The 23,824-nt window shown below is 54.1% G+C and carries 23 protein-coding genes; all 23 read right to left on the bottom strand.

Features of this window, described 5'->3' with window-relative positions:
- Nucleotides 1-56 precede the first annotated feature (56 nt).
- Nucleotides 57-614 carry a hypoxanthine phosphoribosyltransferase gene (hpt, locus tag C814_RS15090; RefSeq protein WP_016316225.1) on the bottom strand — a complete coding sequence of 186 codons (558 nt, stop codon included), beginning with the start codon at nt 612-614 and terminating at the stop codon, nt 57-59.
- A 4-nt stretch (nt 615-618) separates the two neighbouring features.
- On the bottom strand, nt 619-2,001 hold the full coding sequence (gene tilS, locus C814_RS22405; RefSeq protein WP_016316224.1) for a tRNA lysidine(34) synthetase TilS: 1,383 nt from the start codon (nt 1,999-2,001) through the stop codon (nt 619-621).
- On the bottom strand, nt 1,991-3,307 hold the full coding sequence (gene dnaB, locus C814_RS15085) for a replicative DNA helicase (RefSeq protein WP_051142468.1): 1,317 nt from the start codon (nt 3,305-3,307) through the stop codon (nt 1,991-1,993). The genes tilS and dnaB overlap by 11 nt, the downstream gene beginning before the upstream one ends.
- A 62-nt stretch (nt 3,308-3,369) precedes the next feature.
- The gene (rplI, locus tag C814_RS15080) at nt 3,370-3,816 is read right to left on the bottom strand and encodes a 50S ribosomal protein L9 (protein WP_016316222.1); all 447 of its coding nucleotides are present in this window, start codon (nt 3,814-3,816) and stop codon (nt 3,370-3,372) included.
- Between the two features lie 13 nt (nt 3,817-3,829).
- Entirely contained in the window at nt 3,830-6,235 is a 2,406-nt protein-coding gene (gene leuS / locus C814_RS15075; RefSeq protein WP_016316221.1) for a leucine--tRNA ligase, read from the bottom strand.
- A 41-nt stretch (nt 6,236-6,276) separates the two neighbouring features.
- A complete protein-coding gene (gene rsfS / locus C814_RS15070; RefSeq protein WP_016316220.1) occupies nt 6,277-6,630 on the bottom strand; it encodes a ribosome silencing factor in 354 nt (117 codons plus the stop codon).
- Nucleotides 6,631-6,673: 43 nt separating this feature from the next.
- Nucleotides 6,674-7,240, bottom strand: a complete 567-nt coding sequence (gene yqeK, locus C814_RS15065) for a bis(5'-nucleosyl)-tetraphosphatase (symmetrical) YqeK (protein ID WP_016316219.1) — start codon at nt 7,238-7,240, stop codon at nt 6,674-6,676.
- A 265-nt stretch (nt 7,241-7,505) separates the two neighbouring features.
- Complete coding sequence (gene nadD, locus C814_RS15060) at nt 7,506-8,111, bottom strand: nicotinate-nucleotide adenylyltransferase (protein WP_016316218.1); 606 nt, start codon at nt 8,109-8,111, stop codon at nt 7,506-7,508.
- Between the two features lies 1 nt (nt 8,112).
- Nucleotides 8,113-8,403: a ribosome assembly RNA-binding protein YhbY gene (gene yhbY / locus C814_RS15055; RefSeq protein ID WP_016316217.1), complete on the bottom strand. Its 291-nt coding sequence runs from the start codon at nt 8,401-8,403 to the stop codon at nt 8,113-8,115.
- Nucleotides 8,404-8,427: 24 nt separating this feature from the next.
- Nucleotides 8,428-9,015: an RdgB/HAM1 family non-canonical purine NTP pyrophosphatase gene (gene rdgB / locus C814_RS15050; protein ID WP_016316216.1), complete on the bottom strand. Its 588-nt coding sequence runs from the start codon at nt 9,013-9,015 to the stop codon at nt 8,428-8,430.
- Nucleotides 9,012-9,938: a signal recognition particle-docking protein FtsY gene (ftsY, locus tag C814_RS15045; protein ID WP_016316215.1), complete on the bottom strand. Its 927-nt coding sequence runs from the start codon at nt 9,936-9,938 to the stop codon at nt 9,012-9,014. Before ftsY ends, rdgB begins: the two co-directional genes overlap by 4 nt.
- A gap of 22 nt (nt 9,939-9,960) precedes the next feature.
- Entirely contained in the window at nt 9,961-13,536 is a 3,576-nt protein-coding gene (smc, locus tag C814_RS15040) for a chromosome segregation protein SMC (RefSeq protein WP_196809927.1), read from the bottom strand.
- Entirely contained in the window at nt 13,533-14,528 is a 996-nt protein-coding gene (locus C814_RS15035; protein ID WP_016316213.1) for an elongator complex protein 3, read from the bottom strand. Before C814_RS15035 ends, smc begins: the two co-directional genes overlap by 4 nt.
- A complete protein-coding gene (gene rnc / locus C814_RS15030; protein WP_016316212.1) occupies nt 14,525-15,214 on the bottom strand; it encodes a ribonuclease III in 690 nt (229 codons plus the stop codon). The genes C814_RS15035 and rnc overlap by 4 nt, the downstream gene beginning before the upstream one ends.
- Nucleotides 15,215-15,224: 10 nt before the next feature.
- On the bottom strand, nt 15,225-16,238 hold the full coding sequence (gene plsX, locus C814_RS15025) for a phosphate acyltransferase PlsX (protein WP_016316211.1): 1,014 nt from the start codon (nt 16,236-16,238) through the stop codon (nt 15,225-15,227).
- A complete protein-coding gene (gene trmFO, locus C814_RS15020) occupies nt 16,235-17,554 on the bottom strand; it encodes a methylenetetrahydrofolate--tRNA-(uracil(54)-C(5))-methyltransferase (FADH(2)-oxidizing) TrmFO (protein ID WP_016316210.1) in 1,320 nt (439 codons plus the stop codon). Before trmFO ends, plsX begins: the two co-directional genes overlap by 4 nt.
- Nucleotides 17,551-19,671, bottom strand: coding sequence for a type I DNA topoisomerase (gene topA, locus C814_RS15015; RefSeq protein ID WP_022788447.1), 2,121 nt, complete (start codon nt 19,669-19,671; stop codon nt 17,551-17,553). The genes trmFO and topA overlap by 4 nt, the downstream gene beginning before the upstream one ends.
- 42 nt (nt 19,672-19,713) lie before the next feature.
- A complete protein-coding gene (gene dprA, locus C814_RS15010) occupies nt 19,714-20,934 on the bottom strand; it encodes a DNA-processing protein DprA (protein ID WP_016316208.1) in 1,221 nt (406 codons plus the stop codon).
- A gap of 50 nt (nt 20,935-20,984) precedes the next feature.
- Complete coding sequence (locus tag C814_RS15005) at nt 20,985-21,800, bottom strand: TrmH family RNA methyltransferase (protein ID WP_016316207.1); 816 nt, start codon at nt 21,798-21,800, stop codon at nt 20,985-20,987.
- Nucleotides 21,801-21,927: 127 nt separating this feature from the next.
- Complete coding sequence (gene rplT / locus C814_RS15000; RefSeq protein WP_016316206.1) at nt 21,928-22,281, bottom strand: 50S ribosomal protein L20; 354 nt, start codon at nt 22,279-22,281, stop codon at nt 21,928-21,930.
- Nucleotides 22,282-22,317: 36 nt separating this feature from the next.
- On the bottom strand, nt 22,318-22,515 hold the full coding sequence (gene rpmI, locus C814_RS14995; protein ID WP_016316205.1) for a 50S ribosomal protein L35: 198 nt from the start codon (nt 22,513-22,515) through the stop codon (nt 22,318-22,320).
- Nucleotide 22,516: 1 nt separating this feature from the next.
- Nucleotides 22,517-23,047: a translation initiation factor IF-3 gene (gene infC / locus C814_RS14990; protein ID WP_016316204.1), complete on the bottom strand. Its 531-nt coding sequence runs from the start codon at nt 23,045-23,047 to the stop codon at nt 22,517-22,519.
- Between the two features lie 245 nt (nt 23,048-23,292).
- Nucleotides 23,293-23,592, bottom strand: a complete 300-nt coding sequence (locus C814_RS14985; RefSeq protein ID WP_016316203.1) for a YlmC/YmxH family sporulation protein — start codon at nt 23,590-23,592, stop codon at nt 23,293-23,295.
- Nucleotides 23,593-23,824 lie beyond the last annotated feature (232 nt).

Genomic DNA, 23,824 nt, shown 5'->3' with positions numbered 1-23,824 from the left:
CTTTGTTCTTTTGTTCAAATCTGTTTCACTCCTGTCAAGCTGCGATCAGAGCGCGCTTATTTTTCATAGACTTCGGGCTTCAGCTCGCCGACATAAGGCAGGCTGCGGTATTGCTCGGCATAGTCCAGCCCGTAACCGACCACAAACGCATCCGGTACCTCGAACCCACAATAATCCGCCCTGATGTTTGCTTTACGGCGGGAAGGTTTGTCAAGCAGGGTCGCGATCCGGATGTCGGTTGCGCCGCGTTGAAGCAGCATCGTCTTCAAATAGCTGAGGGTGAGTCCGCTGTCGAGGATGTCCTCCACAATCAGGATATGGTAGTCCTGCGGATTGATGTCAATATCCTTGATTATCTTAACCACCCCGGAAGTTTTTACGCCGGCATGGTAGCTGGAAACCGCCATAAATTCCATCTCACAGGGGACGCTGATCTGGCGCACCAGATCAGCCATAAAGACAAACGAACCCTTGAGCACACCGAGCACCAGCAGCTTTTTGTCCCCGTAGTCAGCCGAAATTTTTGCACCCAGTTCAGCGACCTTTTCCCGAATCTGTTCCTCGCTGACAAGCACCCGCTTTATATCCTGCTCCATTGCCGTTGCGATTGCCATATCCTTATTCCTCCGTCTCTTGCTCCAAAATTAGAAAAGCCAGAACTCTCCTGGTCCTCCTGTCTATTTTGACACGCTCATCCACGCCCGCGCCCTGTGCGAACACGACCCCCTCATCGTCCGCGATAACGCAGAGCCGGTCGCGCCCGGACAGGCCCAGCTCGGAATAGAGCTTTTTCAGCGACTTGCCGCAGCCGCGCCCCGCCTGATGGAGCCGGTCTCCCGACTGTCTGGAACGCACAAAAATATCATTGCTTATTTTATCATAATCGACCGCGTTTTTTAAGCCTGAATCGCTATTATTCTCAAAAATTTCATAATCTTCACAGTTTAGTATTGAAAATGTGATGGATTTTCCCTGCCCAAGTGCAAAACACTCTCCATCCAGTCGGTTTTTGGGGAGCGCATGAGGAACAAGCGGCTCGGATTTACGACGTTCCCGCCGTTCCGCACGCAAAACCCCATTGCGCAGGGCTATGTAACGGTCACTCCCGACCTGGAGCACATATCTGCGGCTGCTGGGATCGAGCATCCCATCCACCAAGGCGATCCGGTCGGACGACCGTTCCGCGCCGCACTGTTCGAGCAGACCGGCGATCACCCTGCTGCGCAGTGCCGGATCGAGTGCACGCAGCTGCTCTGCATCCAGCCCGTCCCCTGTAGAAATCTGCTGAGTGGCAAGCGCGGCCTGCCGCTCAAGATAGGCAGCATCCCGCCGAAGATGCGCAGACATCCGCCCGATCGCCCCCAGCAGATCCGGGTTGACCCGGTCAAGGCTGGGGATTACACTGCGGCGAATGTGGTTGCGGGTGTAGTCGCTTGAAAGATTAGTGCTGTCGGTGACATAGCAAAGCCCATGCCCCGCACAATATTCTTCAATTTCAGTACGGGTACAGGAGATCAACGGGCGGATGACCCAGCCGTCCCGCACCGGCGGGATACCGCAAATCCCAGCGATCCCAGTACCGCGTGCGAGGTTGAGCAGCACCGTTTCGGCGTTGTCCGAAAGGGTGTGTGCGGTCGCCACCCTGCCGCTGTACTGTTCCGCCAGTTCCGCGAAAAACGCATACCGCGCTTCCCGCGCCGCTGTCTCGAGGGAAAGACCCTGCGACCGCGCGTCCTCGGCAACCTGTACCCGCTTCACATCAAGCGGAACCCCATATTCGCGGCACATAGTGCATACAAACTGCTCGTCCCGGTCGCTCTCCTCACCGCGCAGGCAATGGTTAAGATGGCAGGCGCGGATTTTGAGGTTCCAGCCGGAAAGCGAGCACAAAAAATCGAGCAGAGCGACCGAATCTGCGCCGCCCGAAACGGCGGCGATCACCGTGTCACCCTGCTTTAACATTCCATATTCTATGATTGCGGCCAATGCCTTACGGTTCATGTCGTGATAACTCCAAATTGGTAAATCTTGTGTATCTGCTGTCCCAGCCGAGCTTGACCACCCCGACCTCGCCATGGCGGTTTTTCGCAACATCACAGTTGGCGATATTGCGCTCCTCCGCCTCCTCACGGGCGTAGTAATCTTCACGGTAGAGCAGCAGGACGATATCTGCATCCTGCTCGATCGAGCCGGATTCGCGCAGATCGGAAAGCATCGGCTTATGATCCGCGCGGGATTCGGGTCCACGCGAGAGCTGGGAAAGGGTGATCAGCGGGACATTCATCTCTTTTGCCATAATCTTGAGATTCCGGGTGATCTCCGAAACCTCCTGTACGCGGTTTTCGATCCGACGTCCCGAGGACATCAGCTGCAAATAGTCGATGATGACCAGATCAACCTGCTTGAGCCGGCGCAGCTTGGCCTTCATCTCCCCGATCGTGATGCCTGGGGTATCGTCTAGGTAGATGTTCGCTTTGGAAAGCACCTGGGACGCCATCGCGATCCGGACCCAGTCATCCCCCGAAAGCTCCCCTGTACGCAACGACTTGCCTTCCACCAATGCCTGCGATGAGAGTAGGCGCTGGGCAAGCTGCTCACTGCTCATCTCAAGCGAAAAGATCGCAACTGTCTTTTGGGATTTGGTTGAGACATTCTCTGCGATGTTGAGCGCGAACGAAGTCTTTCCCATGCCGGGACGCGCCGCCACGAGGATCAGATCGGTGCGGTTCAGGCCGGTAATCACCTTGTCGAGCGCTGGATAACCAGTCGAAAGCCCCCTATACCGATCGCGGTCCTCTCCTGAAAGCCTCTGCAGCGTCTCATAGGTCTCGGTAATTGCGGTCCGAATATGCTTGAATGCACTTGTGTTGCGTCCCTGCCGAATCTCAAAAATCCGCTGTTCCGCGCTATCTAAAAGCAGATCGGATTCGGTCTGCCCCTCCTGCGCCATCTCAATAATCCCGCGTGATGCGGTGATCAGCCGCCGGACATAAAATTTTTCACGCACAATCCGGCTATAAGCCTCGACATTGTTGGAGGATGGCACCACCTGCGCCAGATTGGTCAAGTAGATTTTTGCGTCTTCATCGGTCTCAAAAATCCCTTCGGTTTTCACCGCATCAAGGATGGTGATGAAATCCATGGTCCGGCTCTGGTTGAACATGTTCATCATCACTTCATAGACTTGCTGGTGCTGGGGCCGGTAAAACGCCTCGGGGCGCAGGTTTTCCATAACCTCCCCGAAGCAGGCCGGGTCAATCAGGACTGCGCCAAGTACGCTCTGTTCCGCCTCCAGATTATAGGGCATCTGCTGTGCGCCCAGTTCAATCTCTGCCAACCTCCGGCCTCCTTTCGGTTTTCAAGTGTTTTTTATGCCTCGCCTACCTCGATACGGAGCTGCGCGTTGATGCCCGGATGCAGCTTTGCCTGCGCGGTATAGCTGCCGAACGCCTTGATTTCGGTATCGAGCGAAATTTTGCGCTTGTCGATCTCCGCGTCAAACTGCTTTTTGATTTCCTCGGAAATCTCCTTCGCGGTGATTGAACCAAAGAGCTTTCCATTCGCGCCTGCTTTTGCGGTCAGCTTGACGGTTTTGCCGTTGAGCCTGTTCGCAAGCTCCTGCGCAGTCTGTTTCTCTACTGCGGCATGGTGCTCTTTCGCCGCCTGCCTAGCTTTCAGTTCGTTCATCGCCTGGGCATTCGCTTCAACCGCCAGCCCTTTGGGCAGGAGATAATTGCGGCCATACCCATCGGATACATTGACCAACTCACCCTTTTTCCCACTTCCGGGGACATCCTGTTTCAGAATTACCTTCATTGTCCAAACTCCTTTATCGTATCACAATATTGACCAGTTTTCCCTTTACAACGATCTCTTTGACGATCGTTTTTCCCTCGATCAAAGCTGCTACTTCGGGACAGGCCTTGGCAGCTTTCAGCAGTTCCTCATTGGCGCTGTCAGCATCCACCATGATACGCGCCTTGATCTTGCCGGAAACCTGCACCGCGATCTCGACCTGTGCATCTTTGCACTTGGCCTCATCAAATTTCGGCCATGCCTGTCCAGTAATCATCCCGCCAAACCGGGCCTCCTCCCACATCTCTTCGGTGAGATGCGGCGCAAACGGATTGAGCAGCAGGAGCAGCGTTTTCAGCTCTGCACGCGTAATCGAGCCATGATTGCTGATCTCGTTGAGCAGGGACATCATCGCCGCAATGGCAGTATTGAACTTGAGAACCTCAATATCCTCTGTCACCTTTTTGATCGTCTTATGGAAGCTTCCCTCCAGCGCGGAAGAATAGCTGTCCCCTTCCTGGAGAATCTCAAGCAGGTTGTAGATACGGTCCAGGAACCGTTTACAGCCTTTGATCGAACTCTGGGACCAAGGCGCACTCTTCTCAAAGTCACCGATGAACATTTCGTAAAGGCGAAGGGTGTCCGCACCAAACTCCCGCACAATGTCATCGGGATTTACGACATTGCCACGTGATTTGCTCATCTTCTCCCCATTCTCTCCCAGAATGGTTCCATGGCTGGTACGCTTTGCATAGGGTTCCGGGGTGCTCACTACTCCGATGTCATACAGAAATTTGTGCCAGAACCGCGAATAAAGCAGGTGCAGAGTGGTATGCTCCATACCGCCATTATACCAGTCGACCGGCATCCAGTAGTCAAGCGCCTCTTTTGCCGCGAGTGCACTGGCGTTATTGGGGTCGCAGTAGCGCAGGAAATACCAGGACGAACCTGCCCACTGGGGCATGGTATCGGTTTCCCGTTTGGCAGGCGCGCCGCACTTCGGGCAGGTGACGTTGACCCAGCTGTCGATTGCAGCAAGCGGAGAATCCCCGTCACCGGTCGGCTCGTAGCTCTCGACCTCCGGCAGTCTGAGCGGAAGTTCGCTTTCATCCAGCGGGACATATCCGCAATGATCGCAATGGATAATCGGGATCGGCTCGCCCCAATACCGCTGACGGGCGAACACCCAGTCACGCAGCTTGTAATTGACCTTCGGCTCGCCTTTCCTGTTCTCACTCAACCAGCCGATGATTTTGGTTTTTGCTTCCTCCACCGAAAGCCCGTCCAGGAAATCCGAATTGACCAGAGTGCCGGTCGCACAGTCGGTGAATGCCTCCTCCTGTACATTGCCGCCCTTGACCACTTCGATGATCGGCAGGCCAAACTTTTTAGCAAATTCCCAGTCGCGGGTATCATGCGCTGGGACCGCCATGATCGCGCCGGTCCCATAGGTCATCAGAACATAGTCGGAAATAAAGATCGGGATTTCGGTATTATTTACCGGATTGATCCCCATAACGCCCTCAAGTTTAACACCGGTTTTCTCCTTGACCAGTTCGGTGCGCTCGAAGTCGGACTTGCGTGCCGACTCCTCCTGATAGCTGCGGACCGCATCCAGATTCTGAATCTTGTCCGCCCATTTTTCAATATAGGGGTGCTCCGGAGAGATGACCATATAGGTCGCGCCGAACAGGGTGTCCGGACGGGTGGTGAACACGGTAAGTGGATCACCAGCGGTGGTCTGGAAATCGACCTGCGCACCGGTGGAGCGTCCGATCCAGTTACGCTGGGAGGTGCTGACCCGGTCTACATAATTTACCGTATCAAGATCATCAATCAGCCGTTGGGCATACTCGGTGATCTTGAGCATCCACTGGCTTTTCACCTTATGGACGACATCGCTGCCGCACCGCTCACAGACACCGTTGACAACCTCTTCGTTCGCAAGTACGACTTTGCATCCGGTGCACCAGTTGACCGACATCTCCTTTTTGTAGGCCAGCCCCTTTTTAAAGAGCTGCAAAAAAATCCACTGGGTCCAGCGGTAATAAGCGGGATCGGTGGTATTGATCTCGCGGTCCCAGTCGAACGAAAGCCCCAGGCTTTTGAGCTGGGTTTTAAACCGCTCCACATTCTGCCGGGTGACGATCTCGGGATGGATGTGGTTTTTGATCGCATAGTTCTCGGTAGGCAGGCCAAACGCATCCCATCCCATCGGATAGAGCACGTTGTAGCCCTCCAGCCGGCGCTTGCGGGCAACGATGTCCAACGCGGTATAAGAGCGCGGATGCCCGACATGCAGCCCCTGCCCGGAAGGGTATGGAAACTCGACCAGAACATAATATTTCGGTTTGGTGTAGTCATTGGAAGCAGCGAACACTTTTTTTTCTTCCCAAATCCGCTGCCATTTCTGTTCAACCTTGGCAAAATCGTACTTCAAAATCTGTACACTCCCTGTTATGGCGCGCCCACAGGCGCTTTTTAGTCTGTTTTCAGCCCCAGATCTACCCGCGGCGCATCTGCCCAGAGCCGCTCAAGCGAATAGAATTCGCGGGTCTGGTCCAGAAAAATGTGGACGATTACATCATAGTAATCCAGCACAATCCACATCGCGGACTGATATCCCTCAATCCGGCGCGGCTCAAAGCCCAGGGCGGTCATTCCCTCTTCTACCGCGTCGGACAGTGCCTTCACCTGTGCATTGGAACCACCCGATGCAATCACGAAATAGTCGCCGATCGTGGTCAAATCCCTGATCTCGATCGCTGTGATCTCTTTTGCTTTTTTGCTGTCCAGCAGTTCAGCTACCTTCTGCGCCATCTCTCTGGATGTCATAGAATCACCTCCATTTTATTCCTGCTGCCTGTTACACCTTACATCAAAACTGTGTATAGTGGTTATAAGCCTCAAAACTGTCGATACTGATTCCCTGCCCTCTGCTCACGAGGTCCCCCAGTGCATACTGCATCGCATACTTCATCGCAGGCTTGAGAGCGGTCTCCGCCAGCTTGCGCATATGCTCGATCTCCTCATACTGCCGGTCGGCGCTGGTCAGGTCGGCAAGATATACCACTTCGTCCAGATCGGTCATCTTTCCGCGGGCGGTCGTGTGATAGCGCACCGCATCAAGAATCTCCGGGTCGGTGATCCCCGCCTTGCACTTCATATAGCCGCATGCCGCCATACCATGCCAGGTCTTGGGCTGGGAGCGTTGTACATCGTCAAGAATCATACCATACTTCTCGATCCAATGCAACTGCTCTTCCGGTTTCATCTCTTTGCAGACGTCGTGCATCCATGCCGCTGTGACCGCCTTCAGCTCATCACAGCCGTAGAGCCGGGCGAGCTTTCGTGCCTGCGCAACCACACATTCAGTATGTCGGAACCGCTTTTCCGAAAGGTTTTTCTTAGCCAGCCTGCGAAGTAAGTCCAGATCGTATTCCAAAAAAGACACCCCTTTTCTGTTTTGATGGCTCTATTTCATGCGTCCAAAGCCGGACGCACCGTCACAAAACATGCCCTTCCCAAAATAACGCGCTCCGGCCGTCCGGTAGTACCACCATCAACGCAGCAAAATGCCTCTCATTGACGGGCAAAATCCGCCAGCACCCAGAGCATACTTGATGGCTATGTCGCCTGAGGCAGGGCGGCAGTCAATAGCCTCCTGCGGCGACCCCATCGGAGATTTGAAAAAATCAGAACACTTCTCTTCAAGTACTTCCGTGATAAAGCTGCCGTTCAGCGATATAAGCGGCAACCGCAGGTGGGACAAGCCGGTCGATCGGCAGGCCTAGGTGGATACGCTCCCGCACTTCTGTAGAAGAGACCTGAACCGGGTCTATGTCGATTACACGGCACCGCGCCCCCAGGCTTTCCAGATACCTCCCGTAAGTCTGAAGCCGCCCGAATAAATTTGGCTCCCGCTCCCCCACGCACATCACCGCAAGCTCGAACAGCCGCTCCCAGCGACGCCATTCGGTCAGCGTCAAAAACATATCGCTTCCGGTAAGCAGGAACAGTTCATCCTCCGGCCAACGGGCGTGCAGGGCTTCCAGCGTATCCACCGTATAGCTGGGCTCTGTCCGGCACAGCTCAATATCGCTCACCTCAAATTCCGGCTGCCCCGCAAATGCCAGCCGGCACATCTGAAGGCGATCCTTCCCGTCCGCCAGCTCTGTGCTGACTTTATGCGGAGGGATGCGCGTGGGGATAACCAGCATCCGGTCGAGGTTCAGCTCGGAACGGTAGGCACACGCGAGCTTGATATGGCCGTTGTGGATCGGGTTGAACGTCCCTCCAAAAATCCCTGTACGCATATTAGTTCAGCTCAATCACCGGTTTTTTGTCATTGCGGCGGTAGAGCACAAATTTTGAACCGATCACCTGAACGGTTTGGGAGCGGGTTGCATCTGCGAGCTGCTGTGCAATCTCTTTCACCGGCTCAGGCGAGGTCTCAAGCACCCGAAGTTTAATCAGTTCACGCGCGGTCAGCGCATCATCCACCTGCTTGACCAGCATCTCGTTGACGCCGCCTTTTCCCACCTGCAGGATGGTATCAGCGGTGTTCGCCAGCCCTCTCAGTTTTGCCCTCTGTTTGCTTGTCAGCATATTGATTCTCCTAATTCTATAAATTTATCCTTGTTTTTCCAGATATGCAGCCAGTCTGCGCAGTGCTTTCCCCCGATGGCTGATCGCGTCTTTTTCTGCGTCGTCCAGCTCGGAAAAGCTCTTTTCGCCGACCAGAAAGATCGGATCAAATCCAAATCCATTTTCCCCGGCTGGCGCATAGCCGATCTTGCCTTCGCAGGACTCTTCAATATCCAATCGCTGCCCGTCCTCATCAATATAACAGATATGCGCCACAAATCGTGCCGTACGTTTCTCGTCCGGGACTCCGTCCAGTTCGGCGAGCAGACACTGTATCTTTTCCGGATAAGGGGTCTCTTCCCCTGCATACCGCGCCGAATAGACTCCCGGCCTGCCGTCCAGCGCATCGACACAAAGTCCGGAATCGTCTGCAACCGCAGCTCTCCCGGTCTGCCGGTGGACTGCATCCGCTTTGAGGAAGGCGTTTTCAGCAAAAGTAGTGCCGTTTTCCTCCACCGACAGCCCAGGGCACACCTCTTTTTGTGCGGCCGTTTCCAACCCGAACGGAGCAAAAATCCGACCGAACTCCCGCAGCTTTCCAGCGTTGCCGGTTGCCACAATCACCTGTTTCACAGCTGCTCCTCCTGACCGCTGCCGAACAATGCGTCGGCGAACTCTTTGGCGTCAAACGGACGCAGATCGTCGATCTGCTCCCCCACCCCAATATACTTGATCGGTACCTTCAATTCCTCTTTAATCCCGATCACCACCCCACCGCGCGCGGTCCCATCCAGCTTGGTCAGGATGATACCGGTAATCCCTGCCGCTTCCTTGAACTGACGGGCCTGATTGAGCGCATTCTGCCCGGTGGTTGCATCCAACACCAGTAGCACCTCTGTTGCACAGCCGGGTGCTTCCCGCTGGATCACACGTGAAATCTTGGAAAGTTCATCCATCAGGTTTTTCTTGTTATGCAAACGTCCCGCTGTATCGCAGATGATGACATCTGCACCGCGTGCCTTTCCTGCAAGGATCGCATCATAAACCACCGCCGCAGGGTCGGAGCCCTCATCATGCCGGATCATCTCAACGCCTGCACGATCTGCCCAGACCTGAAGCTGTTCGATCGCCGCAGCACGAAAAGTGTCCGCCGCACCGAGAAGCACCTGCCTGCCGTCCGCCTTGAGGTTCGCCGACAGCTTCCCGATCGTGGTAGTCTTGCCCACTCCATTGACCCCGATCACCAGAATCACCGACGGCTTGGTTGAAAGATCAAGTTCCTGCCCGCCTTCCAGCATCTCCGCAACGATCTCTTTGATCAGTCCGCGCACCTCCTGTGCATCGGTGATCCCCCGCTTCTTAATCCGAGTACGCAGTTCCGCACAGATGCTCTGTGCAGTCACAATTCCGACATCCGAAAGGATCAACGTCTCTTCCAGCTCCTCAAAAAGCGACTCGTCAATCTTTGTAAACGAGTTGAGCAGTTCGTCTACCGCGCGCGTCATCGACTCGCGGGTTTTTTTCAACCCTTCCGCCAGCTTCCCGAAAAATCCCATAATTCCCTCCTATAAACTCTTTTCAACTGATCCCCAGTTTGCTCTCGATCTCGCCCACATTCAGTTCCAAAAGCTTGGAAACGCCCTCTTCCTGCATAGTCACACCATAAAGGACATCCGCTTCTTCCATCGTGCCGCGGCGATGGGTAATTGCAATAAACTGAGTTTTGCCGCACATTGTTCGCAGATACTGTGCATATTTTACAACATTCACGTCATCCAGCGCCGCTTCAATCTCATCCAAAAGTACAAACGGGGAAGGCCGTACCTTTAAGATTGCAAAATAGATTGCAATGGCCACAAACGCCTGTTCACCGCCTGAAAGTGCTGCCAGATTCTTGATGATCTTTCCCGGAGGCTGTACATAAATTTCGATCCCGGAATCCAGAACATTTTGCGGATCGGTGAGCGAAAGTTCTCCCCTTCCTCCATCAAAAAGCTGTGTAAACACCTGGGCAAAATGTTCGGAAATCTGGCTGAAATTCTCGGTAAAGATCGACTGCATATCCATCGTGAGTTCGTCAATCAGGCGATTCAGCTCGGTGCGGGAATTCTCAATATCCTCAATCTGACTTTTCAAGAACCTGTAACGCTCGGAGACCTCCTGATATTCCTCCACCGCTCCCACATTGACCGTTCCCAGCGCCTTAATCCGGCTCTTCAGCTCATTCAGGCGGCGCTGCGCTCCATTGATATCCGATACCGGCCTAGACTGTTCCACTGCCTGCGAACGGGTGATCTCATATTCATCCCAAAGCCGTCCAATAATCGCGTCATAGTCCGATTGCAGGGCGTTTTTCTTTTCCTCCAACCGCGCCAATTCCCGTCCGGCCTGCTCGCGGCGTCCCGTGACCTCCTTTTCCTGCGCACGCATCCCATTTGCCTGTGCTTCACAGGCATTGCGTCTTTCCATTCTGGCTGCAATCTCCTGTTGGAGCGATGCAGCCTGTTCGGCATAAGCTGCATGGCGTGTCTCCATCTGCACGATCTTCTGGCGGATGCGTCTGTTTTCTGTCTCCAGCTCTGCCCGCTGGTCATGCAGCAATTGTATATGCATCTGCCGGTTCTGTTTCTGTCCGGCCAGTTCGGCCGCCATCTGCCGTACTGACCCGATCTCATTCGAGAGCGTCGCAATATCCAACCTGTATTGTGCCAGTTTTTCTGTAGCCGCTTCTGCCTGGCCAGCCAGCCCTTCCCGCTTGAGGCCGGCCTCACTCAGTTCCTCCGCGAGGGAGGAAAGCTGGAGACTCAGCTCCTTTTCCAAATCACCGCTCGAAAGACTCTGCGACTTCAATTCCTGTAATCTTTCCGTAAGCTGTCCATATTCCTGAGCCGCCTGCTTTTTTGCGGATACCGCCTCTTCATAGGAACGTTTTAGCTGGTGGCTCCGGGCTTCAAAGCGAATCCTGTCCTCCTGTGCGGTGGAAAGTTCCCCCTGAATCCCTGCCATTTTGGCCTGCAAAGCGGAAAGATCCTCCTGTAGCCCCTTTAATTCCGCATCCATGCTCCGTATCCGCTCCTGACAGGACTCCGCCTGTCGGTTCAGGGCGTCTATCTCCTTTGTGCGGCTCAAGATGCCCGCACTTTTGGCAGAATAGCCGCCGGTCATTGATCCGCCGCTGTTCATGACCTGCCCATCCAGCGTCACAATCCGGAACCGATAGCTTGCACGTTTCGCAACCGGAAGCGCACAGTCCAGATCCTGCACAATCACGACTCTGCCCAAAAGCTGACGGATCACCCCCTCAAATTCCGGTGCATAGGACACCAGGTCCGAAGCAATCCCGACAAACCCTTCCATTTCCGGGAGCCAGCTATCTGTAAGTCTATTTCCCTTTACCGTAGAAATCGGAAGAAACGTGGCACGTCCAGAGCGGGTATTTTTCAGCATCGCGATTGCACGTTTGGCGACCGGCTCATCTTCTACAATGATATTCTGCATCGCCGCGCCGAGTGCGATCTCGACCGCGAGCGCGTGTTCATCCGAAACCGAAATTAAGCGGGATACTGGGCCGTAAACCCCCTGCAAAGCCCCCTTTTCCGCCTGAGACATCACATACCGGACGCTCTGCTGGAATCCTTCCAGATTGTTTTCCATCTCCTGCAAAAGTTTGGCCTTTTGCAGATACCCGCGTGCCTGATCCTCCTGACTGCGTCGGTCCGCAGCAAGCCGGTCGTATTTCTCCTGCCTGCCCCTGTACTTGATCTGATAACCAGTCTGTGCATTTTCAAGTGTCTGTATCCGGTCGGCGATCTCCCGCAGCAATCCCTCGCAATCGGCGGACTCCTGTTGAATCCTTGCAATGTTTTCGTCCTTTACAACCGCACTGTCTTTGAGCATTTGCAGGCGCAGGATCGTTTCATCAATCAGTGAACTGCTCGATGCCGAGGAAAGTTTGGCTTCGTTGATGCTCTGTGTCAAACCAAAACGCCGCTCTTTTAGCGCCTCGATCCGCTGCCCCAACGCTGTCCTCTGCTCTACGAGCGCCTGCGCGCGCATCTGTTCCTGCTCCTGCCCAGACTGCAATTCTGCCAATCTGCACTCCTTCTGCGCAACCTCCTTTTCATATGTAGCAATCCGATCCCTAAGTTCTTCGTCGGCAACATCCGACTGCTCCAGTTCCTCCTGGATACGGCCAATAGAGGCCTCGTTATGTGAGATGTCATTTCTCATAACAGCCATATCCGAGACCTCTTGTGCGGACTGCTCCTCAATTTCCCGCACCTTTGTCCGGAAACCGTCCACCTCTACGGAAATCTGCTGCATCTGCACAAACAGACGGTTGATCTCCTCTTCGATCCCGTCCAGCTCTTCCTGAATTTCATCGTGTTCTTTCTTGCAAAGCAGGATTTTGTCCTCCTGCTCCCGCAGCGACTCCTTTGACCGTTCGAGCGTTTGTACCCAAAGGGAGATTTCCAGAGTCCGTTTTTCCTGGGAAAATTCCAGAAACTGCATCGCCTTTTCTGCCTGCTCCCGCAGCGGTTCAACGCGTGATTCCAGCTCGGCGAGAATATCCTTGAGCCGAAGAAGATTCTCCTCTGCTCCCTCCAGACGGCGCTGGGCCTCCAATTTCCGATACCGGTATTTGGAGATTCCCGCAGCTTCCTCGAAAATCTCCCGGCGCTGGCTGCTCCTGGCACTGACGATCTCTGCAATTTTCCCCTGCCCGATGATCGAGTATCCGTCCCGGCCAAGCCCGGTATCCATAAACAGTTCGTAAATGTCTTTCAGCCGGACGCTTGCCTGATTGATCCGGTACTCACTCTCGCCCGAGCGGTAGAGTTTGCGCGAAATAGTTACCTCATCGCTTTCATACGGGAGCACTCGGTCCGCATTGTCGATCGTGAGCTGTACCTGCGCATAACCCTGCGGCTTGCGGTTCTGAGTGCCTCCAAAGATGACATCCTCCATCCTGCCGCCGCGCAGCGTCCGGGTCGACTGCTCGCCCAGAACCCACCGCACCGCATCCGCAATATTGCTCTTGCCGCTTCCGTTTGGACCGACAACCGCGGTAATTCCATCATTAAAGGAAAGCCGTGTCCGGTCGGGGAACGACTTGAACCCTTGTATCTCCAAACTGCGAAGCCGCAAATTCACACTCCCTTTAACCTGACCGCAAGCCCGGACATCAACCGATCCTGCTCTACCTTTATATGATACCCCAGCGCGCGCAGTTTTGCAATGCCCTGTCCGCCATGTCCGCAAACTTTTGAAATGCTTTTCGGAGAAACGCAGGCAGTATACGACCCCTGCGGCTTTCCGGACAGCAGGGACAACAGCCGTTCTTCCATCAGCCTTCCCTCACACAGTTCGCGGAAAGCCGGGTGATGCGGGCCTGCGATCTGTCCGGCTGCGAGCTCCTCCTGCGCATGCAGCCCCATCCGGATCACACGGATTCCCTGCCCGTCAAAAAACTCCAACAGCTGTGCCCCCAGCCCGACTGCCTGTTCAAGGCTTTGGGGATGATACATTCCCGCGCGGTAAAGCGCCGCAAGCCGAGTCCCCTCCAACACAACGGTGGGGTAAACCCGCATCGTATCGGGCCGAAGTGCCGCCAGGCGTTTCGCTGTCTCAAGGTCGGACTGCTCATCCGAACGATAAAGGCCGGTCATCATCTGAAGTCCAAGCGAAAAACCGGCATCCTGGATCAGCACAGAGGCCCGCTCCACATCCAAAGCGGTATGCCCTCTGCTATTGGCACGAAGCACCGCATCCGACATGCTCTGTGCTCCCAATTCGATCGAACGCACTGAATAACGCGCAAGCAGTCCCAGAACCTCCCGGTCGATCGCATCCGGGCGCGTGGAAATCCGGATACCACTGAACACCTCACCAACAAACGGAGACGCAGCCTCGAGCAGTTCACACATATATACCCGGTCGATCGCGGTGAAACTGCCGCCGAAAAATGCGATTTCCGCATCAGGGTACCGGCCGCGCAGCTGTCCGGCGACAGTCTCGCAGAGCTGCCGAACCTGCTCACTGGTTGGGGGCTGCTCTGCCCCCGAAATGTGATGTTGGTCACAGAAGCTGCACTGATTGGGGCATCCCAAATGCGGCACAAAGATGGCAAGATTGGCGTGCCTCATCTCCCCATCAGTTTCAAAGCCTCTTTTGCGGCGGCCTGTTCCGCACTCTTTTTGCTTCCGCCCACGCCTGTCCCGATCACGTTGCTGTTAAGGTGCACCTCAACCACAAATCGTTTGTTGTGGTCCGGCCCAGATTCATCCACCAGCACATAGCTCAACCGTTCCTCGGGATTTTTCTGGGTGATCTCTTGAAGCATGGTTTTATAGTCGTTGAACGCAAAGTGATCCTTGTTTTCGAGGGTGCTGACCACAAACTGCAGGACAAACTTCCGCGCTGGTTCGATCCCACCGTCAAGATAGATCGCCGCAATGAATGCTTCGAACGCATCCGCCAGAATGGAAGGACGGGTGCGTCCCCCCATCATCTCCTCGCCGCGCCCCAGCTTCAGGCAGTCTCCCAGGTGAATCTGCTCCGCAAACTCGCAGAGGGATTTTTCGCAGACGATCGCGGCCCGTAGCTTTGTCAGCTCGCCTTCCGGCAGATGGAATGTATGGAACAGATAATCGGACACGATGACCGAAAGCACCGCATCTCCCAGAAATTCCTGCCGCTCGTTGTTTGAAAGCGTATGTTTGACCTCGTTGGCATAGGAGGAATGGGTCAGTGCGATGTCAAGATATTTCTGGCTTTGAAAGGTGTAACCCGCCCGCTGCTGCAAGGAATCAATCCTGTTTTGACTCTCCATCTTTCCCTCCTCAGTCCTGCTCGACTGCACGCTGTTTCATCTGCTCCAGTGAAGATTCGATCTGCGCGATAACCCCTCGTTCGGTATACTCTTTGGCCTGCCGGATCGCATTTTTGAACGCCCGCGCATCCGAACTTCCATGCGCCTTGATGACTGGGCGCGAAATTCCCATGAGCGGCGCCCCTCCATACTCCTTATAGTCCATCTTGCTTTTGAAGTTAGAAACCCCGCCCTTTACGAACAGGTATCCCAGCTTGGAAGCGGCGCTCTCCATGAAAATCCCTTTTAGCTCGTTGGCGAACCATTTTCCAAGGCCCTCGGTCAGCTTGAGCACCACATTACCGGTAAACCCATCGCAGACCGCCACATCACACGCCCCCTGCGGCAGATATCGCGGCTCCACATTTCCGATAAAATTGATCGGTGCATGTTTCATCTGCTCATTGGCATTTTTTTGCAGGTCTAATCCCTTGTTATCCTCCGCACCGATATTGATGGTGCCAACCCGAGGGGACTTCACTCCAATGATATGCTCCATATATGCACTGCCCATAATTCCAAACTGCACCAGCATTTCAGGGCGGCACTCCTTGTTTGCGCCGATGTCGATCAGCATATAACAGCCGTTGGCATTCGGGATAATCGTTGCCAGCGCGGCGCGTTTGATCCCCTTGATCCGCTTGACAAAGAGTGACGCGCCAACCGTCACTGCGCCGGTGCTTCCTGCGCTGACGTAAGCATCCCCCTCCCGGTTTGCAAGCATCTTCAGACCGACCGCGAGGGTGCTGTCATCGTAGGATTTTACCACTTCTGCAGCGTCCACCTCGACAGGCATAACCTTTTCCACATCAATAATCGAAATCCGATCGAGCGAGATATTGTTTTTTCCGCAGACCTCCCGGATCGTCTTTTCACTGCCTACTGCAAGGATATCCACTCCATACTCCCTGACCGCCATCTCACAGCCCTGCAAGATCGCAAGCGGGGCATTATCCCCGCCAAAAGCATCCACTATAATTCTCATCCTACCAATTCCCCCTGTTCCTGTAAAACCTGTCTCAATGCTGAAAGCCCGCGTTCCGCAATCTGCCGGTAACGCTCCTGCTTGTCCCGAATCCGTTCCTCCAGCGGAGACAAAAGTCCCATATTTGCACCCATCGGCTGGAATTCACCGCAGGCAGCCCCAGAAATATATCCAGTCAATGCGCCGCACATACTCTGCTCTGGAAGCACCAGCTCCGGCCTACCCTGCATCCTGCGCGCAAGCTGCTTCCCTGCTAGGATGCCCGACATCGCTGATTCCATGTATCCTTCTACACCGGTGAGCTGTCCGGCAAAAAAAATTCGGTCGTTTTCCCGCATCTGGAAAGTCCTGTCAAGCAGGCGTGGGGAATCAATGAACGTATTGCGGTGCATCACCCCATACCGAACAAATTCAGCATTTTCCAGTCCAGGGATCATCGAAAATACCCGTTTCTGTTCGCCAAATTTCAGATTGGTCTGGAACCCGACCAGATTGTAAAGCGTCCCTTCCCGGTTTTCCCGCCGGAGCTGCACCACCGCCCATGGACGGTGACCGGTGCGCGGATCGCGCAGGCCGACCGGCTTCAGCGGGCCATAACGGATGGTGTCGGTCCCCCGCCTGGCCATGATCTCGATCGGCATACAGCCTTCATAAACCTTTTTTTCCGGCTGGTCAAACGTATGCAGCGGCGCAGATTCCGCATCCAGCAAAGCCTCATAGAATCGCTCATACTCCTCCCGATTAAACGGGCAGTTGATATAGTCGTCCTCCCCACGGTCGTACCGCGCGGCGAAAAAGACCTTCTCCCGATCAAGCGAATCGAATGTCACGATAGGAGCAGCGGCATCGTAAAAACGCAGCAGGCCGCCGCAGAGGGTAGAAATCTGCTCTGCCAGCAGGTCAGATGTAAGCGGACCGGATGCGATTACTACTGGCCCATCTGCAGGCAACCCAGTGACCTCCCCGATAACGACTTCAATGTTTTCCCGTGTACAGATTTCCTGGGTCACCAGCTCGGAAAAGGCATCCCTGTCAACGGCAAGCGCTCCGCCTGCTGCTACACTCGTTTGCAAGGCACAGCGCACAGACAGCGAACCCATCATCGCCATCTCTGCCTTGAGCATCCCTGCTGCGGAACCGATCCGCTGCGCCTTGAGCGAATTGGAGCAGACCAGCTCTGCAAACTGTTCACTGTGATGGGCAGGGGAAAACTTTTTTGGCTTCATCTCATACAGCCGGACGGAAATCCCTGCATTGGAGAGCGCCCAAGCCGCCTCGCAGCCGGCCAATCCGGCTCCAATCACATGCGCTGTCATTCCTCGGCATCGTCCTTTGCAGATTTTTTCTTAACCGGCCGGCTGTAGTCACAGCCCTCCTTCAGGCAGTGGATCAATGCGCCGCGCCCGGTCTTCTGGAAAAGTGCCGCGCCGCATTTGGGGCATTTTTCCTCCAAGGGCTTATCCCATGTCATAAACTGGCACTGGGGGTTGTGCTCACAGCCATAATAGCCCTTTCCGTTTTTGGACTTTTTAGCCAGCACTTTTCCACCACAAACCGGACAGATTCCTCCGGTTTCCTTGACAATCTTCTTCGTGTTCCGGCACTCCGGGAATCCCGGGCAGGCGAGGAATTTCCCGAACCTGCCGGTTTTAATCACCATTTTGCGGCCGCAAAGCTCGCAGACCACATCGGTTTCCTCGTCCGGCACCTTGATACGGGTGCCATCCATATTCTTTTCCGCCTGTTCGAGCGTCTCGATAAACGGACCATAAAAATCCCGCAGGGTATCCACATAACTGGCGTGCCCTTCTTCCACCTCATCCAATCCTTTCTCCATATTGGCAGTGAAGGTCACATCCACAATATTGGAAAACTGCTCCTCCATCAGCTTGGTTGTTACCTCGCCGAGAGCGGTCGGTTTGAGCGCTTTGCCTTCCCGTTCAACATAGTTGCGGCCAAGAATGGTGGTGATCGTCGGCGCGTAGGTGCTCGGACGCCCAATTCCGTTTTCTTCCAGAGTCTTGATCAACGAGGCTTCCGTATACCGCGCAGGCGGTTGGGTGAAATGCTGGTTCGGTGCCAGCTCCTTGAGGTTGAGCAGCGCGCCTTCTTCGAGTGGGGGCAGCGCTGCCGAACCTTCCTCTTCACTCTCTTTGGTGTCCTCATAGAGGACCGTAAACCCATCAAATCGCACCGTAAATCCCGATGCTTTAAACACACAGTTTGCCGCATTGATGTCCACAGCTACGGTATCGAGCAGTGCATTGGCCATCTGGCTGGCGATGAACCGTTCCCAGATCAGTTTATAGAGTTTGTACTGTTCCGCAGACAGGCTCTTTTTGATGCTGTCCGGGGTTAGTGCCGGATCAGATGGGCGGATCGCCTCATGTGCATCCTGCGCATTCTTTTTAGATTTGAACACACGGCGGGTGCTGGGCAGATAATCCTTCCCATATTTTCCAACGATATAATCTTCGGCCTGCTGCGCCGCCTCGTCTGAGATGCGCAGCGAATCGGTACGCATATAGGTAATCAGACCGGTGGCACCTGCGTCCTCCAGCTCAACCCCCTCATATAGCTCCTGCGCAACCTTCATCGTACGGCGGGACTGGTATCCCAGCCGGCGGGATGCCTCCTGCTGAAGTGTCGAAGTGATGAACGGCGGCGAGGGGGATTTGCGGCGCACCCCCTTCTTGACCGTCCCTACCAGATACTCGGCATTGTCGAGCATTGCTACAATCTCACGGGCGCGCTCTTCATTCGGAATACTAGTTAGCTCGAGCTTTTTGCCATCAACCGAATAGAGCTTGGCCGGAAACGGCTTTCTGGCATACCCTTTTGCGGCGAGCTTTGCGTCGATGCTCCAGTACTCCTGCTGCTGGAATTTGCGGATTTCTTCCTCCCGATCCATGATAATCCGCATCGCAACCGACTGCACCCGCCCGGCAGAAAGCCCCCGGCGAACTTTCCGCCAGAGGAACGGGCTGATCTTGTAACCCACAATCCGGTCCAGAATTCGGCGTGCCTGCTGCGCATCGACCAGCTTGGTATCGATCACACGCGGATGCTCCATCCCATATTTGACACCAGTTTTGGTGATCTCGTTGAAGGTGACTCGGTTCTCCTTGGTCATATCTACCCCGAGCATCTGCGCCAGATGCCATGAAATTGCTTCCCCTTCCCGGTCAGGGTCGGTCGCAAGGTAGACTGCGTCGCTCTTCTTTGCCTTTTTTTTCAGCTCCTTAATCAGGTCTTCCTTCCCCTTGATGTCCACATAGATCGGCTCGAAATCGTTGTCCACATCCACACCCAGCTTGCTTTTGGGCAGGTCGCGGATATGCCCCATCGAAGCGATCACCTCATAACCCTTTCCGAGATATTTCTGTATCGTTTTTGCCTTTGCAGGCGATTCCACAATCACCAGGTTCGCCAAAATAAACCCCATCCTTTCTTAGGAACTTCTATTCGAGACGTGTCATGGGGCACGCCGTATGTATCTTTTTCCTGGGAGCTGTTCCGCTAAATCTGCCAGCTCCAATTCAGTCAGTATAGCCAACAGTCGTGCGACTGGCAGCCCAGACGCATAGGAGATGGTATCAAAATCGGTTGGTTGCTGGTTGAGCAGCTGAAAAACCTTCGCTGCCTCCGGCGAAAGATCACATTGTTCCGATTCCAGCTGCCCAGATGGAGTCGGTGTTTTCTCTACAGCCGGTAACGGCCTTTCCGATTTTTGGGAAACTCGCGCCGGTATCTTTCCGACCATCCCCCGAGACTCCTGTTCCAGCAGCTCCGACAGCTTTTCCAGCCGGATACAGGGAGGGTACCTGCCCTGATATTCTTCCAGGATGCTTGCAAGGCCCAGCACCATCTTGCCGCCATCTGCGATCAGCCGGTTGCAGCCTTTCATCTTCTCATCGAAAATCTGCCCTGGAACCGCGAACACATCCCGATTCTGAGAAAGCGCATGGCGCGCAGTGTTGAGCGCACCACTGGTCTCGGGCGCCTGTACGACCACTACACCCGCGCTGATACCCGAAAGAATCCGATTGCGGACATTGAAATGATACCCATAAGCACGTACACCAAACGGGAATTCAGAAATTAAAACGCCGCCCTGATCCAGAATCCGGCGTTTCAAGCGGCGGCTGGCCTGTGGATACCCCACATCCATGCCGCACGCCAGCATACCGATCGTCCTGCCACCGGCCTGAAGCGCGCCTTCGTGTGCTGCGGTATCAATACCGACCGCCAACCCGCTCACAACAGTGGCTCCCACGGTCGCCAGACCGTAACCTAAATGCTGTGCCGTTGAGATGCCATATGCATCGCAGTCCCGCGTGCCGACCATCGTGATCGCCAACTCGTCATTGATCCCCTCCAGCTCGCCCAATACATATAATACACAGGGCATACAGTCGATATTTGTCAAACTCGCAGGATAGGCTGGATGATCCGGCGTAACGACTGCGCACCCGAGCCGTTTGGCACGATCCTGCTGCCAGCGCGCCTCCTCAAGGGAGGATCCCCGAATCCGCTCGATCTCTTTCGGCGCAAATCTCCCGGTCGCAGCGAGCGCCTGCTCCGTCATCTGATAGAGTTTTTCAGGCGAGCCAAGTTCACGAATGACCCAGTCAGTTTTGATGCTGCCAATCCCAAGTGCCTGTTGCAGCCAGATCCAGAATACGCAGTCCTCCATGATGTCCCTCCTGTTGTCCGTCACTCTAATCTGAAAACAGTTTCCCGCTTTCAGGCATTTCGAGGATAGCCAGACCTTCCGCACATCTCCCACAGGAAAATCCCCGCCGCCATAGCCGCGTTAAGCGACTCGCTGTCCGGGCGCATCGGGATCATCACAGCTTGACCACATCTTTCGATCAGATGCCCCGGAAGGCCGTTCCCCTCGTTCCCGATTACAACTGCACAACCGTTCCCCAGGCCAGCCTGTTGGAGCGGAACCGCCTGCCCGTCAAGCGCGGCGGCACAGACCCGGATGCCTGCCTCCTGTAACCTGTCGATTACCTCCGTCAGATCATCCGAAACCTCGAGCGGAATTTTAAAAATACCACCCATCGTTGCCCGTAACACTTTAGGGCTGTACAGGTCAGGGCAATCAGATGAAAGGAATACCCCATCCAGCCCAAACGCCGCAGCTGTACGCAGGATCGTCCCGATGTTTCCAGGGTCCTGCATCGAAGAAAGCAGGATATATCTTCCATCCTTGCCTATTTTAACAGTTTGCATCCGATTGTCAAGCATCCGGAAGATTCCGAACACCCCCTGTGGGCTGACCGATTGGGACAGCTTGTCCGCAACCGGTTGGGAAATCTGGCAGAACAGTTCAAACTGATATGCGAATTTTTCAAGCTGTTCATACCGGTCCCATGCCTCTTCGGTGACAAACAGCACAGCCGGTCCACAGCCTGCCGAAAACGCCTCGCAGGTCATCTTCAGCCCCTCGGTGACAAAAAGCCCCGTCTGCCTGCGTTCTTTTCGGGAGCCCGCAAGCTGCACATATCGTTTTACTTCCGGGTTTTCCCGGGAAGTGATCTCTCTGGAATGCATAAAACGCCACCTTTTCTGGAGATAGTCTGTATTTCCATACATTCAATGGGCGTATTTCATATTCAAAGCGGCTTTGAATATGAAATACGCCCGTCGTCAAAGACGCGGGCGCATACGAAACGGTTATTTAAAGCGCTGCTTTCGCCTTTTCGACCAATGCAGTAAATGCCGCAGCATCGTTGATCGCGATCTCGGACAGCATCTTTCTATTAAGGGTTACACCGGCTTTGTTCAGTCCGTTCATGAAAGAGCTGTAATTGACACCATTCATCCGGCAGGCAGCCGAGATTCTGGTAATCCACAGGCGGCGGAAGTCACGCTTTTTCTGCTTTCTTCCGATAAAAGCGTAGTTACCGGATTTCATGACCTGCTGTTTTGCCATTTTAAACAGCTTGCTCTTTGCACCAAAATAACCTTTTGCAAGCTTCAGCGTCTTTTTTCTTCTTTTGCGCGTCATCATTGCGCCCTTAACACGAGCCATATCCTTTTACCTCCGTTATATTTCAGCGATTCAAAGTTATTTATAAGGGATCAGCAGCTTGATGGTTGCCGCGTTTGTCTTATCCGCATAGGTTCCCTGACGCAGCCGGCGTCCCCTCTTGGTGTCCTTTTTGGTCAGGATATGACTTTTGTACGCATGAGCGCGCTTGACCTTCCCGTTTTTAGTGAGTTTGAAGCGCTTTTTTGCGCCGGAATGGGTCTTCAGCTTAGGCATTTTATTTTCCTCCCTTAGTATTGGTTACAGGCTTTGGAGACACAAACATCACCATGCTGCGTCCCTCCATCTTGGGCTGTTTCTCGACGACCCCGACAGCAGCAACCGCATCGGTGAATCTCTGCATAATGTTCACACCAAGCTCGGGATGCGCCATCTCACGGCCTCTGAAACGCAAGGCAGCCTTCACCTTGTCCCCCGCTTCGAGGAATTTGATCGCGCGGTTGACTTTTGTGTTGAAGTCGTTGGTGTCGATATTCAAGGAAAGGCGTACCTCCTTGATCTCGATCACCTTCTGATTCTTCTTTGCTTCCTTCTCACGCTTTGCCTGCTCAAATTTGAACTTGCCATAGTCCATGATCTTGCACACAGGCGGTACCGCTTGAGGAGCGATCTTTACAAGGTCCATATTTTTTTCAATGGCCATATTCTGGGCGACCGAGATCGAAACGATCCCGAGCTGTTCTCCGTCGGTGCCAACCAAACGGACCTCCTTATCCCTGATCTCCTCATTGATGAGCAAATCCTTCATGCGAATGCAATACACCTCCAAAACCTATTCATAACAAAAATAAAACTGAGCGCAGACAGCTTTGCCCACACTCAATCAAAACACATCCTGTCCCTCAGAAAAACTGTGGGCAGTTTGGTATTGACCAGCCGCCTTTTGGCGACGAGGTGAGAACAGATAAGCTGTTCTACTTTATTTATGATGTTGATCATAACACAATCGTGGAAAGCTGTCAAGCCCTTTTCCGTGATTTTCCGGGGAGGAGTTCAATCCTCCTCGGTCAGAATATGAAAAAGGCCTTTGGATTTTCCTCCTGCCTCGTAAGGCGGAAGCTCGTGGTTGACAAGGATGGTATCTTCCCCGATCACCTCAATGTCTGTCCACCGGATCACGACATCCTCTTCCCGTCCCAGCAGCCCAAACAGCCGCAGCCGTCCTTTAATCAGCAGCGCGGTTGCTTTTGCAGTCGCGGTATCCAGTTCCACATCTGCAACTGTTCCCAACCTGCCTCCGTTTCGCACATTGATCACATATTTTCGCTTCAGATCACTGACCCGACAAAACAAGGTGTTCCCTCCCCTATCGTTCTATTCTGTTCCTTTCCTATTCTATTCTGCCCCATCTTGCAATATCTCTGTTTTCTGAAAATCCGGAAAAGTTCCCCGGCGGAGCCTTTCCCAAGATTGACTTTTGCAAAAAAATCCTTTAGAATAGGAACCTGTAAATCCCTTTCCGCTTCTGCAACAGGTGTGGAATCCCGGGAGGGAACAGGGGCTGTCTGAAATGTCTATATATCGT

The sequence above is a fragment of the Anaerotruncus sp. G3(2012) genome (assembly GCF_000403395.2).
Lineage (GTDB): Bacteria > Bacillota > Clostridia > Oscillospirales > Ruminococcaceae > Anaerotruncus.
The sequence above is the reverse complement of the archived record's forward strand: the minus strand, read 5'-3'. Positions and strand labels throughout refer to the sequence as shown.

What these genes read in the sequence shown, in the direction of transcription:
- hpt (WP_016316225.1), bottom strand. Translation starts at nt 614, where the DNA reads ATGGCAATCGCAACGGCAATGGAGCAGGATATAAAGCGGGTGCTTGTC.
- tilS (WP_016316224.1), bottom strand. Translation starts at nt 2,001, where the DNA reads ATGAACCGTAAGGCATTGGCCGCAATCATAGAATATGGAATGTTAAAG.
- dnaB (WP_051142468.1), bottom strand. Translation starts at nt 3,307, where the DNA reads ATGCCCTATAATCTGGAGGCGGAACAGAGCGTACTTGGCGCAGTCCTG.
- rplI (WP_016316222.1), bottom strand. Translation starts at nt 3,816, where the DNA reads ATGAAGGTAATTCTGAAACAGGATGTCCCCGGAAGTGGGAAAAAGGGT.
- rsfS (WP_016316220.1), bottom strand. Translation starts at nt 6,630, where the DNA reads ATGACATCCAGAGAGATGGCGCAGAAGGTAGCTGAACTGCTGGACAGC.
- nadD (WP_016316218.1), bottom strand. Translation starts at nt 8,111, where the DNA reads ATGCGTACAGGGATTTTTGGAGGGACGTTCAACCCGATCCACAACGGC.
- yhbY (WP_016316217.1), bottom strand. Translation starts at nt 8,403, where the DNA reads ATGCTGACAAGCAAACAGAGGGCAAAACTGAGAGGGCTGGCGAACACC.
- ftsY (WP_016316215.1), bottom strand. Translation starts at nt 9,938, where the DNA reads ATGGGATTTTTCGGGAAGCTGGCGGAAGGGTTGAAAAAAACCCGCGAG.
- C814_RS15035 (WP_016316213.1), bottom strand. Translation starts at nt 14,528, where the DNA reads ATGAGGCACGCCAATCTTGCCATCTTTGTGCCGCATTTGGGATGCCCC.
- rnc (WP_016316212.1), bottom strand. Translation starts at nt 15,214, where the DNA reads ATGGAGAGTCAAAACAGGATTGATTCCTTGCAGCAGCGGGCGGGTTAC.
- plsX (WP_016316211.1), bottom strand. Translation starts at nt 16,238, where the DNA reads ATGAGAATTATAGTGGATGCTTTTGGCGGGGATAATGCCCCGCTTGCG.
- trmFO (WP_016316210.1), bottom strand. Translation starts at nt 17,554, where the DNA reads ATGACAGCGCATGTGATTGGAGCCGGATTGGCCGGCTGCGAGGCGGCT.
- dprA (WP_016316208.1), bottom strand. Translation starts at nt 20,934, where the DNA reads ATGGAGGACTGCGTATTCTGGATCTGGCTGCAACAGGCACTTGGGATT.
- C814_RS15005 (WP_016316207.1), bottom strand. Translation starts at nt 21,800, where the DNA reads ATGCATTCCAGAGAGATCACTTCCCGGGAAAACCCGGAAGTAAAACGA.
- rplT (WP_016316206.1), bottom strand. Translation starts at nt 22,281, where the DNA reads ATGGCTCGTGTTAAGGGCGCAATGATGACGCGCAAAAGAAGAAAAAAG.
- rpmI (WP_016316205.1), bottom strand. Translation starts at nt 22,515, where the DNA reads ATGCCTAAGCTGAAGACCCATTCCGGCGCAAAAAAGCGCTTCAAACTC.
- infC (WP_016316204.1), bottom strand. Translation starts at nt 23,047, where the DNA reads ATGAAGGATTTGCTCATCAATGAGGAGATCAGGGATAAGGAGGTCCGT.